Genomic DNA, 11,501 nt, shown 5'->3' with positions numbered 1-11,501 from the left:
GCGGCCGGGACCGCGGCCGAGAGCCGGGTCGCCCGGCGCCGGGCCGCGGCCGAGGCGGCGCGGGCCCGGCGCGAGCAGGCGGCCGTCGTGGTCAGCCGTGGCGTGGGGGAGGTGTTCATCACCTGCGGCGTGCTGCTGCTCCTCTTCGTCGTCTACCAGCTGTGGTGGACGAACATCCAGGCCGGCTTCCAGACCGAGCGGGCGGCGAACCGGCTGGAGGAGAAGTGGCGGTCCCAGGACGAGGCGCGCCGCCCGGACGCCTTCGAGCCGGGCGAAGGCTTCGCCATCATGTACATACCCAAGCTCGACGTGGCCGTCCCCGTGGCCGAGGGCATCGACAAGGACAGCGTCCTGGACAAGGGCCTGGTCGGGCACTACGACGAGAAGTCCGGGCTGAAGACGGCGATGCCGTGGGACGAGCAGGGCAACTTCGCGGTGGCCGGCCACCGCAACACCCACGGTGAGCCGTTCCGCTACATCAACCGCCTCGAACCCGGTGACGCGATCATCGTCGAGACCGCCGAAACCTACTACGTCTACGAGATGACGAGCAGGCTGCCCTCGACCTCGCCGGCGAACGTGGACGTCGTCTCCCCCGTCCCGGTGCAGTCCGGCTTCACCGAGCCGGGGCGCTATGTGACGCTGACCACCTGCACGCCCGAGTTCACCTCGAAGTACCGTCTCATCGTCTGGGGGAATATGGTCGAGGAGCGCCCGCGGAGCGAGGGGAAGCCGGACGCGCTCCTCTGACGACCGGCCCGAGGGCGCACGAGCGAGCGGACGAGACGGTGGGACACGTGGCACTGACCGAGCACGACGAGGCGGAGACCGAAGAGGACCCGCCTCGTTCGGCACCGCCACGGCGCCCCCGGGGGCGCCTCGCCGCGGCCGTGAGCGTCGTCGGCGAGCTGCTCATCACCACCGGGCTCGTGCTCGCCCTGTTCGTCGCCTACTCCCTGTGGTGGACGAACGTCGTGGCGGACCGTCAGGCGGCCCAGGAGAGTTCGGAGCTCCGCGACCAGTGGGCGGCACAGGAGGAGCGCGGCGAGGACGCGGGGGAGGACGCCGAACCCGTCGACTTCGACCCGCGTGACGGCATCGGCTTCCTGCACGTGCCCGCGATGAGCGGTGACGACATCCTCGTCATGCCCGGCACCGACCCGGACAAGCTCAACCGGGGCATCGCCGGGTACTACGAGAAGCCCGTCGAGGCCGCCATGCCGTGGGACAAGTCGGGGAACTTCTCGCTCGCCGCGCACCGGGACGGGCACGGCGCCAAGTTCCACAACATCCACAAGGTGGACGAGGGTGACGCGGTCGTCTTCGAGACCAAGGACACCTGGTACGTCTACAAGGTCTTCGCGAAACTGCCGGAGACCTCGAAGTACAACGTGGGCGTCCTCGCCGACGTCCCGCAGGGCTCGGGCCGTTCCGAGAAGGGGCGCTACCTCACGCTGACGACGTGCACGCCCATGTTCACCTCGACGTACCGCTACGTCGTGTGGGCCGAGCTGGAGCGCACCGAGCCCGTGGACGAGCGGCGCACGCCGCCGGAGGAGCTCACCGAGGGCTGAGCGGCGTACCCAGCCCTCCGCCCGGCCCTCCGCGCAGTCAACCGGCCGCTGGCCGGGTCGAGTCGGTGCGGAAGGGCGGCATGCCCGTCCCCGTCACCCGGTAGCGGCCCCACATGTCGGGGTCGGCCGCCTCGCCGGCGGCCCGCCCCTGCGGAGTGCTGAGCGTGACGGCCGCCCTGCGGCCCCCGAGCAGCTCGGTTACCTCCGGGTCGGCCGCGATCCGGCCGTACCAGCGGTAGTGGCCGTCGATGGGCTGGAAGTGGCCGCGCAGCCGCACGGTGACCGCCAGTTCCCCGTCGGCCGCGAGCAGCGTGGCGGGCCCCTGGTAGCCCTCGTCGTGGCCTTCGGTGCCGGGGTCGGTCACGGGGTGCTCGGTCGGGGTTTCGGGCATCACGGGCTCCTCACCTGTCGGTTCGCGGTGCGCACCGCCCGGCTCACGGCCCGGCGGTGGTTTCGGTGCGGGCGACGAGGACGTCGTCGGGGCTCAGCGGCGTGTCCGGGGGCAACTCGACGCCGCGGCGGCGCAGATAGCCGTCGAGGCAGTCCCACACGGAGTCACTCAGGTGCGCGACGACGTCGGCCCGGCTCAGGGTGGGCTTCTGCATCCACCAGTCGGCGGTGCTGTGGACCATGCCGACGATCGAGTGCGCGAGCGGCTCGGCCCCCCGGGTGTCGAGGCCGTAGGCGTGCAGGTACTCGTCGAAGATCTGGGCCAGGGTCTTGGCCGCCATCTCCTTGCTCGCGCGCACCCCCTGCCCCTCGCTCGCGGGCCCGGCGGGATCGCTCCGGCTGACCAGCCAGTAGAGGTTGGGGTGGTCCTCGAGCAGGGAGAAGAAGGCGTCGACGGCCCCCCTGATCTGCGCCCGGGGAGCGGCGGTGGGGTCCAGTGCCGGTTCCAGGCGCTCCATGAGCATCACCGTCACCCGGTCGTGCAGGGCGGCCAGCAGGTGCGCCTTGTCGGTGAAGTGCCGGTAGAGGACCGGCTTGCTGACGCCGGCCTCGGCGGCGACGCGCTCGACGCGCAGTTCGGGGCCGTGGGCGGCCAGCGCCCGCAGCGCGGCGTCCACGAACTCCTCGCGGCGCGCGGCGCGATGCGTGCTCCACCGTTCCCTGCGTCCGTCCACGGGCTGCACGGCTTCTCCGCTCTTGACTCGCACGCTTGCGCGGCCCATGCTACCCGAAGTATCTGCTACTTCAGGTAACAGGTACTAGAAGGAGCAGGTACCCAGAAGGAGCGGGTAATCGTCAGGCCCGGAGGCGCGGGACCGCCTCCCGAAGGAGTGAGCCGCGATGGCACGTGCACTGACCAAAACGACCGTCGGCGACCGGGAGAAGACCGCGAGCCGTCTGCTGGCCTCCTCGGCGCGGAAGTCCTACGACCCCGAGATCGACGTCGACTGGGACGCGCCGCTCGACGAGGACAAGCACTACCTGCTGCCCCACCGCGTCTCCCTCTACGGGACGCCGATGTGGGAGCGGATGACCGAGGAACAGCGCCGAGAGCTCGGCCGGCATGAGATGGCCACCATCGCGAGCGTCGGCCTGTGGTTCGAGCTGCTCCTGATGAAGATGCTGGTCAAGGCCTCCTACAACGGGGACGCCACCACGCGGCACATCCAGTACGCGCTGACCGAGGTCGCCGACGAGTGCCGCCACGTCACGATGTTCGCCCGCCTCGTCGAGCGCATCGGCTGCCCCGCCTACGGGCCGCCGCGCTTCCTCCACGAGATCGCCAAGGTACTGCCCGCCATCTCCTACGGCCCGGCGCTCTACGGCTCCGTCCTCGTCGCCGAGGAGATCACCGACCGGCTCCAGCGCGAGATGGTCGGCGAGGAGACGGTCCAGCCGCTCGTGCGGATGGTCAACCACATCCACATCGTCGAGGAGGCCCGGCACGTCACCTTCGCCCGCGAGGAGGTGATCCGCGGCATGACCGCGGGCCTCGGCCGCGCCGAACTGCGCTACCAGCAGACCCTCATCGCCACCGTGGCCTTCGCGATCTCCCGCAGCCTGCTCAACCCGAGGGCCTACGCGGCCGTCGGCCTGGACCCGAAGGCGGCCTGGCGGGCCGCCCACGCCAACCCCCACTACCGGCGCACCATGCGGTACTCCGGCGAGAAGATCATGCCCTTCCTCCAGGAGCACGGCCTCGTCGGCGGGCCCGCCCGGCACCTGTGGCGCAGGGCCTACCTGCTCCCCTGAGCCCCCGCCCCCGCTCACCCCCGCCCCGCCCTTCAGCACGCGACACCCGGCGCGCCCGTCGGCGTCGAAAGGACACGCCCATGGCCAACATGGCACCCTCCCACCACGCGAAGGTGGTGATCGTCGGCACCGGCTTCTCCGGGCTCGGCCAGGCGATCCAGCTCCTCAAGGCCGGCATCGACGACTTCGTCGTCCTGGAGAAGGCGGACGACGTCGGCGGGACGTGGCGGGACAACTCCTACCCGGGGTGCGCGTGCGACATCCAGTCGCACATGTACTCGTTCTCCTACGAGCAGCACCCCGGCTGGACGCGGTCCTTCTCCAGCCAGCCCGAGATCCTCGCCTACCTGCGCCGCGTCGCCGACAAGTACCGGCTGCGCGACCACATCCGCTTCGGCCAGGAGATGACCGGAGCACGCTGGGACGAGGACGCCCGCACCTGGACCGTCACCACCCGCGCCGGCGACACCTTCACCGCACGGTTCCTCGTCTCCGGCGTCGGCGCCCTGCACCTGCCCAGCATCCCCGAACTGCCCGGCATCGAACGCTTCACCGGCACCACGTTCCACTCCGCCACCTGGAACCACGACTACGACCTGCGCGGCAAGCGCGTCGCCGTCATCGGCACCGGGGCCAGCGCCGTCCAGTTCGTTCCGCGGATCGCGCCGGAGGTGCGTGAGCTGCACCTCTTCCAGCGCACCCCGCCGTGGGTCATGCCCAAGCCCGACCACGCCATGCCCGCCTGGGTGCGCTCGACGTTCCGCGCCGTCCCCGCCGCCCAACGCGCCTACCGCGCCCTGCTCTACGGCCTCCTGGAGGTGCGCGCCGTCGGCTTCAACAACCACACCAGGCTGATGAAGGCCGCCGAGCTCATCGCCCGACGGCACATCCGCAAGCAGATCCGGGACCCCGAGCTCCGCCGCAGGGTCACCCCCGACTACACCATGGGCTGCAAGCGCGCACTGATCTCCAACGACTACTACCCCGCGCTGGACCGGCCCGACGTCCACGTCGTCACCGACGGCGTGCGGGAGGTGCGGGAGAACGGCATCGTCGACCAGGCCGGCGTCGAGCGGCCCGTCGACGCCATCATCTACGGCACCGGCTTCCACGTCACCGACGCCTTCGACCACCTCGACATCACCGGCACCGGCGGCCACAGCCTCAGCAAGCAGTGGGCCGAGGAGGGCATGCGGACCCATCTCGGCATCACCGTCGCCGGGTTCCCCAACCTCTTCTTCCTCCTGGGCCCCAACACCGGCCTGGGCCACAACTCGGTCGTCTTCATGATCGAGGCCCAGTCCCGCTACGTCGTCCAGGCCATCCGCGCCGCCGAGCAACGCGGCGCCGCCGCCGTCGAGGTGCGCCCCGAGGTCCAGGAGACCTTCAACCGCGACATCCAGCGGCAACTGCGCGAAGGCGTGTGGACCACCGGCGGCTGCACCAGCTGGTACCTCGACGCACAGGGCGTGAACCGCACCATCTGGCCCGGCTTCACCTGGCGCTACTGGCTGCGCACCCGCAGGTTCCGCACCGACGAGTTCACCCTCACCAGACAGGACTGACGCCTCGGAGGACTCCGGAACGGCCATGAACCCCCCGTCCAGCCCGGCCGCCCGCCGGCACCGCCCGGAGCGGGCATGCTGACCAGAACGGTGGCCATCCACCACGTGCGCGCGGCGCTCCACGGCGCCCGGCGCCGCGGGCTGCCCCCGGCGCCGCTCCTGGAACGCGCCGGAATCGCTCCCGGACTGCTGCACGAGGACCTCGCCCGCGTCTCCGCCCAACAGTTCGCCCGGCTCGTCCGGGAGCTGTGGCACGCCCTCGACGACGAACTCCTCGGCCTGGGCCACCGCCCCTGCAAGATGGGCACGTTCGCGACGATGTGCCGACTCGCCGTCTACGGCGGACGGGACCTGCGCACCGCCCTGCGGCGCGCCGCGGACTTCTACGACCTCTTCCCGTCCGGCCCGCGGCTGCGCCTCGTCGAGCCCGGCGGTTCGTCCGGCGGGGCGGGAGGAGCGGCGGCCGACGGGACGGGGGGAGGGGCGGGCGAGGACGCGGCGCTGGAGCTCGACGCCACCGACTTCGACGGGCCCTGCCACTTCGGCACCGAGACGACCGCCGTCGTCGCCCACCGGTTCGCCGGCTGGCTCGTCCGCCGCCCCGTCCCGCTGCGCCGGGCCGAGTTCGCCCACCCGGCCCCCGGCCACGTCCTGGAGTACGACCTGATGTTCGGGGCACCCTGCGCCTTCGGCACCCGCCGCACGGCGCTCGTCTTCCCCCGGGCCCTGCTCGACGCGCCCGTGCTCCAGGACGAGGCCGGGCTCCGGGCGTTCCTCCGTCGCGCCCCCGACGCCATCCTGGCCCGCTCCGACTTCGCCGGCACCGCCTCGTCACAGGTGCGGCGGCTCCTCGGCCACGCCCTCCCCGGCCCTCTGCCCAGCCCCGAGCAGATCGCCGACCTGATGGCCGTCAGCCCGCAGACGCTGCGCCGACGGCTGGCCGCCGAGGGAACCTCGTTCCAGCAGGTGCGCGACCGGACGCGGCGCGACCATGCCATCGCCGTCCTCGCCGGTGGGCGCAGTTCCATCGAACAGCTCTCCCAGGAGCTCGGCTTCTCCGAGCCCAGCGCCTTCCACCGGGCCTTCCGGCGCTGGACCGGCTCCACCCCGCGCGCCTACCAACGGGGCGAGAACCACGCGAACTGCGCTCAGTAGACGCGAAGTCAACAAAGCTGAGCGGTACGGTCACAGAAGCCGCACGGCTCGCTCCCTACGGTCCGTTCATGACCACAGTGCAGAAGTCGGGACCCACGCGCTCTCCGGGCGGAACCGCCCGATGAGCGCGCGCCGCGTCCTCGCCGTCGCCCTCGCCGTCTCCGCCCTCCTGAGCGGCGGCACGGCCGTGGGCATGACCGCGATGAGCGTCCGCGTCGACGGCGCCAGCATGGAACCCACCCTGCGCGAGGGCCAGCGGCTCCTCACCACCCCCGGCTCGGCGGACGATCTGCGCAGACTCGACGTCGCCCTGTTCCACCGGCCCGGCACCGAAGTCCTCGTCGTCAAGCGGGTGATCGCCCTGCCCGGTGACCGCGTGGGCATCGTCTCCACTCCAAAGGACCCGTACCAGGTCCTGCTGCGGAAGGCCGGAGAGGACACCGTGTACCGGGTCACCGACCCCGCCTGGACCGAACGCGCCCGCCACACCGGCAACTGCTGCGCCCCCGACGGCACCCGGTCGGCCCAGCCCCGGATGCGCACCGTCCCCCCGGGCCGGTTCTTCTTCCTCGGCGACAACCCCGACGCGTCCGACGACTCCCGCGACCACGGCTGGGGCCACCTCGACGACGTCACCGGCCGGGTCGGCGTCCGGGTCTGGCCGCCCTCCGCACCCCGGGACCTCGGCGACCGCCCCGCCCTCACCCCCACCTCCGGACCCGTCCCCTGAAACGTCCGGCCCCACCCGACCCCGGGAGGCCGGCGCCGCACGGCCGCGACACATCCGCACCCACGCGACAACGCGCGGAACACACGGTTGGAGACCACATGCGAGACGACAGAACCGCCGAGGCGAGACCCGAGGGCCCGGGAGCGAAGCCGCAGACGGCCGTCGAGCCCAGGGGCGTGACCCGCTGGCGCCGGTCCGCCCTGCTCGCCCTGCCCGCCACGCTCGCCATCGGCGGCATGACGATGGCCATGGTGCAGGGCGCCCTCGCGGCGAACCTCTCCCTGACCAGCGTCCCCTTCACGCTGAGCTCCAAGACGGTCGCGGCGCCCGACGGCATCGCCGCCGTCATGAGCACCGTCGACGCGGGCGGCCCCACCTCCACCGCCGAGGTCGGCATCCCGAAGGCCGGGCTGGACGGCATCTGCGTCCACGCCACCCAGTCCGTCAACCTGCCCATCGTCGGCGACCTGGGCACCTGGTCCCTCAACATCTCCTCACCGGAGTCGGCGACCCCGCTCACTCCCGAGCAACTCGCCGCGGGTGAGGGCCTCCAGGCCAACCGGCTCGTCCTGGACGCCCAGTCCGTGCAGGCCGCGACGGCCACCCTCAACGCCAGCCCGACCTCGCCCAACGTCATCGGCGCCGCCGCCGACAGCGACAACATCAAGGCCGCCGGCATCACCGACGGCACCCCCGGCCAGTTCGGCCTGGACGCCACCGGCGGCCAGACCAACCTGGCCAGCCTCGACGCCGACGCCAACGGCGCCACGCTCTCCGGCGCCATCACCCTGCCGAACCTCTCCATCGGCATCAAGCACGGCGACGTGGGCTGCTGAACCGTTCCACCCGCGTCCCGCACCCGCCAGGCGGGGCCCCGCACCCGGCCCCGCCTGGCACCGACGTCCCCACGATCGCGTCAGCGCGATCTCGCCCGCACCCGAGCACCCTGTGAGGCCAGCCATGACGACGGGTCCGGAACCCACCCCACGCGCAGCGCTGACCCGTGGACGGAGCGCCTTCCGCCGCTGGCGCCGCACCCGGCCCTTCTGGTCCGCCGTGTGGACCGGCCTGGGCGGGTTCATCATCTTCTTCCTGCCCATGGCCCCCCTCGGGAAGATCCTCCAGGTCGGCATCGGCGGCATCGCCGGAATGGCCGGCGGCATCGTCCTGATGGCCATGGCCCTGCTCATGCTCGCGCTGCCCGGCCAGCGGCACACCGCCGGAGTCATCGCCGTCATCGCCGGGGTCGCCTCGTTCCCGCTCTCCAACCTCGGCGGCTTCTTCGTCGGCATGTTCCTCGCCGTACTCGGCGGCTCCATGGCCTTCGGCTGGCTGCCGGAGAAGCCCGCCCGCAGGTGGCGGCGGTTCCGGCGCGTCCCGGTGGCCGCCGGGACGGCCGAGGACGCCCCGGCCGAGCCCGCCGACGCCCCGGCCGAGGACACTCACGCCACCGACGCCGCCAGCGGGAACCGGGCTGCTGAGCCGAGCGCCCGTCCGAGCACCACCCCCTCGTCCCAACACGTCTGAGACCCGCCCCACGCGTAGGGAGAACCCGGGCATGAAGATTCCAGCTCACCCCCGCCAGGCCCTGCGGGCCCCCCGCCAGGCCCTGCGGGCCCTCCGCCGGCTCCGGGACGCCTCCCTCGACGGCGTGACCTCCTGGAACCGGCGCATGCTGGACGAGGCCGCCGACGACACCCGGCGCGGCACCCGGTGGGGGCGCGGCGCCCTCGCCCTCGTCCCCACCGCACTCGCCGTCGGAGCGCTCGGCACCGCCATCTCCCAGGGCGCGCTCGCCGCGAGCTTCAACGTCACCGACAAGCCCTTCACCCTGACCTCCAACGGCATCGACGGGCTGGGCTTCGGCGCCATCGTCAACACGCCGTCGGTCGGCCACGGCGACGGCAGCACCAGCACGGACGTCGGCATGACCCGCATGGGCTTCGCCAGCGCCGACCTCGCCGGGCTGTGCGGCATCGTCCACCAGTCCATCGCCGGTGTCCCCTACTCGCTCCTGCTGACGGCCGGGCAGGAGGTGACGGCCGAGCCGCCCGCGGAGTTCACCACCGACATCGACGCCTCGAACCTCTTCCTCCAGGCCACCGACATCAAGTCCGCGGGGACGACGACCCTGGAGAACGCCGTCATCGGCCAGTCCGCCGACCAGGTCCTCGTCGACGGCAGGCCCCTGACCGGCGCCGTCCCCGGGGCCTTCGGGCTCGGCTCCACCGGCGAGAACGGTGGCAGCTCCATCAAGCTGTACGGCCTCGACGCCACCGCCTACGACGCCGAGATCGCCGGCTCCCTGGTGCTGCCCAAGCTCAACCTCCGCGTCGTCGCGGGAACGGCCACGTCATGCTGAGCCGCGCCCCGGCCCTCGGCCGCGCCGCCTGGCTGTGGTTCCGCGCCTTCCGCCGCACCCGCCCGTTCTGGGGCGCCGTGTGGCTCGTCCTGGGCGGCTGGACCGTCCTCAAGTTCTCCCTCGGCTCACTCCAGTTGGTCGTCGAGACGGGCTTCGGCGCCGTGGCCGGCTACCTCACCGGCGGCGGCATGATCCTGTGCGGGCTCATCCCGCTCGCCGCCCCCCGGCAGCGCTACACCTTCGGGCTGATCGGCGCCGTCCTCGCCGTCGTGTCCCTGGTCGTCTCCAACCTCGGCGGCTTCGTCGTCGGCATGCTCCTCGGCGTCCTGGGCTCCTCGATGATGGTCGGCTGGGGCCCCAAACGGCCACGCCGCCGGGAGCGCCGGGCCGCCGCGGCCCACTCCCGGCCGGCCCTCGCCGAACCCGCGCTCGCGGAGGCCGAGTGATGGAACCGGCACACCGCACCCTCCGCCGCCCCTGGCGCCGGGCCCTGGCCGTCACCGCCGTCCTGCTGCTCGCCGTCGCCACCGCCGTCCTGCCCCAGCGGGACAGCTCCGCCGCCGGGCCCGTCGCCGCCGAGACGACCCCGCTGGGCATGCCGTTCCTGCCCTCGGCCGACCCGATGCACGTCACCATCGACAGCCTCGTCGCCGTCTCGCTGACCGTGGACACCGGCGTCACCATCCGGCTGTCCGACGGCACGACCCGCACCACGAACAAGTACACCTTCACCAAGCTCAAGATCCGCGAGCACCTCAACATGACGCAGCGCGCGGACGGCCACACCGTCGTCCTCGACGTCCCCGACACCGGCTCCCTCGGCGGCTACGACACCCAGGGCAACCCCGAGACCACCGAGATGTGGGGCGACATCGACAACATCTGCGTCCGCGTCCTGATCAAGATCTGCGGCGTCCAGGGGCTGCTGGACTTCTTCGGCTCGATCATCCCGCTCACCGCCGGGGCCGAGGACTTCGACGCCACCGTCTACGCCATCCGCACAACGGACGACCACGCCGCCCTCGACTCCACGAACAACCCCGTCCACCTCCCCGGAACGATCACGGTGACCTCGCCATGAGCCTCCGAGACCTACTCCGCGCCGCCGTCCGGCCGGCCACGTCCGAGCCGCGGACCGAGCCTCTGACCGAGCCGCTGACCGAGCCACTGACGGAAGGCCGCACCCACTGGCGGCGCGGAGCCCTCGTCGCCCTCCCCGCCCTGCTGACGGCCGGCGGCCTCGGCGCCGCCCTGTCCGCCGGCGCGCTCGCCCTCGACCTGCGGATCCAGGACCGTCCGCTCTCCCTCGCCACCAGCAGCGTCTACGGCACCAAGTACGGCGCCGCCGTCGTCGACGTCCCCTACACCCGCCCCGACGGCACCACCGGCACCGTCCGCGTCCTGCGCATGGGCTTCGCCGACGGCGTCATCAACGGGCTCTGCCTCAGCCAGCGGCAGGACATCATGGGCGTCACCTACACCCTCCTGTTCACCCTCGGCGACGAGGACCCCGGCTCGTGGGAGATCAGGACCGAGAACACCGTGCTCGACGTGCGCGACGCCACCGGCGTCCTCGACATGGACGGCATCGTCGACCTCAACGTCAACGGCGCCGACGTCAAGACCATCGAGGACGACGCCGGCAACCCCGTGGACAACCCCCTCGGCGCCCCGGAACACCGCTTCGGCATCCAGGCCCGCTACGCCAAGTTCGACAAGATCACCGGAACCGTCCAGGACATCCAGATCCCCGGCCTGCTGACGACGCCCCAGCTCGACCTCAGCGTGCGGCGCGGCGCCGTCGACTGCCCCGCCCCACCGCCGCCGACGGGCACCCCCGGTACCCCGTAACCGCCCCGACCCGGCGCAACGTGCCGGGTTCCTGGGGGCGGCCCCGCCATTCGGCCACCGCC

At 72.4% G+C, this 11,501-nt stretch carries 14 protein-coding genes; 12 read left to right on the top strand and 2 right to left on the bottom strand.

Translation table 11 applies throughout. The features are described 5' to 3' along the window. Nucleotides 1–750 (top strand): class E sortase (locus tag HPT28_RS17775; protein ID WP_257578824.1); only part of this gene is annotated, 750 nt, incomplete at its 5' end. 47 nt (nt 751–797) lie between these two features. After that, nucleotides 798–1,574, top strand: a complete 777-nt coding sequence (locus HPT28_RS17770) for a class E sortase (protein ID WP_219092095.1) — start codon at nt 798–800, stop codon at nt 1,572–1,574. Between the two features lie 37 nt (nt 1,575–1,611). Here the strand turns inward: HPT28_RS17770 and HPT28_RS17765 are convergent, their stop codons facing one another. Next, a complete protein-coding gene (locus HPT28_RS17765; RefSeq protein WP_219092094.1) occupies nt 1,612–1,965 on the bottom strand; it encodes a DUF4873 domain-containing protein in 354 nt (117 codons plus the stop codon). Nucleotides 1,966–2,008: 43 nt separating this feature from the next. Beyond that, entirely contained in the window at nt 2,009–2,731 is a 723-nt protein-coding gene (locus HPT28_RS17760) for a TetR/AcrR family transcriptional regulator (RefSeq protein ID WP_219092093.1), read from the bottom strand. A gap of 133 nt (nt 2,732–2,864) precedes the next feature. On the opposite strand from HPT28_RS17760, the gene HPT28_RS17755 reads away from it, so the two are divergent. From HPT28_RS17755 to HPT28_RS17710, 10 genes are all read left to right on the top strand, one after another. Then, on the top strand, nt 2,865–3,776 hold the full coding sequence (locus HPT28_RS17755; protein ID WP_219092092.1) for a diiron oxygenase: 912 nt from the start codon (nt 2,865–2,867) through the stop codon (nt 3,774–3,776). A gap of 80 nt (nt 3,777–3,856) precedes the next feature. Next, nucleotides 3,857–5,341, top strand: a complete 1,485-nt coding sequence (locus HPT28_RS17750; protein WP_219092091.1) for an NAD(P)/FAD-dependent oxidoreductase — start codon at nt 3,857–3,859, stop codon at nt 5,339–5,341. 75 nt (nt 5,342–5,416) lie between these two features. After that, nucleotides 5,417–6,496, top strand: a complete 1,080-nt coding sequence (locus HPT28_RS17745) for an AraC family transcriptional regulator (RefSeq protein WP_219092090.1) — start codon at nt 5,417–5,419, stop codon at nt 6,494–6,496. Between the two features lie 121 nt (nt 6,497–6,617). Beyond that, complete coding sequence (gene lepB / locus HPT28_RS17740; protein WP_219092089.1) at nt 6,618–7,226, top strand: signal peptidase I; 609 nt, start codon at nt 6,618–6,620, stop codon at nt 7,224–7,226. 98 nt (nt 7,227–7,324) lie between these two features. Then, nucleotides 7,325–8,062: a DUF6230 family protein gene (locus HPT28_RS17735; protein WP_257578822.1), complete on the top strand. Its 738-nt coding sequence runs from the start codon at nt 7,325–7,327 to the stop codon at nt 8,060–8,062. Nucleotides 8,063–8,186: 124 nt separating this feature from the next. Next, nucleotides 8,187–8,753: a DUF6114 domain-containing protein gene (locus HPT28_RS17730; protein ID WP_219092088.1), complete on the top strand. Its 567-nt coding sequence runs from the start codon at nt 8,187–8,189 to the stop codon at nt 8,751–8,753. A gap of 31 nt (nt 8,754–8,784) precedes the next feature. Further along, nucleotides 8,785–9,588: a DUF6230 family protein gene (locus HPT28_RS17725; protein WP_219092087.1), complete on the top strand. Its 804-nt coding sequence runs from the start codon at nt 8,785–8,787 to the stop codon at nt 9,586–9,588. After that, nucleotides 9,582–10,034, top strand: coding sequence for a DUF6114 domain-containing protein (locus HPT28_RS17720; protein WP_219092086.1), 453 nt, complete (start codon nt 9,582–9,584; stop codon nt 10,032–10,034). The genes HPT28_RS17725 and HPT28_RS17720 overlap by 7 nt, the downstream gene beginning before the upstream one ends. Next, entirely contained in the window at nt 10,034–10,669 is a 636-nt protein-coding gene (locus tag HPT28_RS17715) for a hypothetical protein (protein ID WP_219092085.1), read from the top strand. Before HPT28_RS17720 ends, HPT28_RS17715 begins: the two co-directional genes overlap by 1 nt. After that, a complete protein-coding gene (locus HPT28_RS17710; protein ID WP_219092084.1) occupies nt 10,666–11,439 on the top strand; it encodes a DUF6230 family protein in 774 nt (257 codons plus the stop codon). Before HPT28_RS17715 ends, HPT28_RS17710 begins: the two co-directional genes overlap by 4 nt. Nucleotides 11,440–11,501 lie beyond the last annotated feature (62 nt).

It is taken from the genome of Streptomyces sp. JJ38, from assembly GCF_019303475.1.
Taxonomy (GTDB): domain Bacteria; phylum Actinomycetota; class Actinomycetes; order Streptomycetales; family Streptomycetaceae; genus Streptomyces.
This window is presented reverse-complemented; position numbering and strand designations above follow the sequence as displayed.

Coding starts and splice junctions, on each gene's coding strand:
- HPT28_RS17765 (WP_219092094.1), bottom strand. CDS start 1,965: ATGCCCGAAACCCCGACCGAGCACCCCGTGACCGACCCCGGCACCGAA.
- HPT28_RS17755 (WP_219092092.1), top strand. CDS start 2,865: ATGGCACGTGCACTGACCAAAACGACCGTCGGCGACCGGGAGAAGACC.
- HPT28_RS17750 (WP_219092091.1), top strand. CDS start 3,857: ATGGCCAACATGGCACCCTCCCACCACGCGAAGGTGGTGATCGTCGGC.
- HPT28_RS17745 (WP_219092090.1), top strand. CDS start 5,417: ATGCTGACCAGAACGGTGGCCATCCACCACGTGCGCGCGGCGCTCCAC.
- lepB (WP_219092089.1), top strand. CDS start 6,618: ATGAGCGCGCGCCGCGTCCTCGCCGTCGCCCTCGCCGTCTCCGCCCTC.
- HPT28_RS17735 (WP_257578822.1), top strand. CDS start 7,325: ATGCGAGACGACAGAACCGCCGAGGCGAGACCCGAGGGCCCGGGAGCG.
- HPT28_RS17730 (WP_219092088.1), top strand. CDS start 8,187: ATGACGACGGGTCCGGAACCCACCCCACGCGCAGCGCTGACCCGTGGA.
- HPT28_RS17725 (WP_219092087.1), top strand. CDS start 8,785: ATGAAGATTCCAGCTCACCCCCGCCAGGCCCTGCGGGCCCCCCGCCAG.
- HPT28_RS17720 (WP_219092086.1), top strand. CDS start 9,582: ATGCTGAGCCGCGCCCCGGCCCTCGGCCGCGCCGCCTGGCTGTGGTTC.
- HPT28_RS17715 (WP_219092085.1), top strand. CDS start 10,034: ATGGAACCGGCACACCGCACCCTCCGCCGCCCCTGGCGCCGGGCCCTG.
- HPT28_RS17710 (WP_219092084.1), top strand. CDS start 10,666: ATGAGCCTCCGAGACCTACTCCGCGCCGCCGTCCGGCCGGCCACGTCC.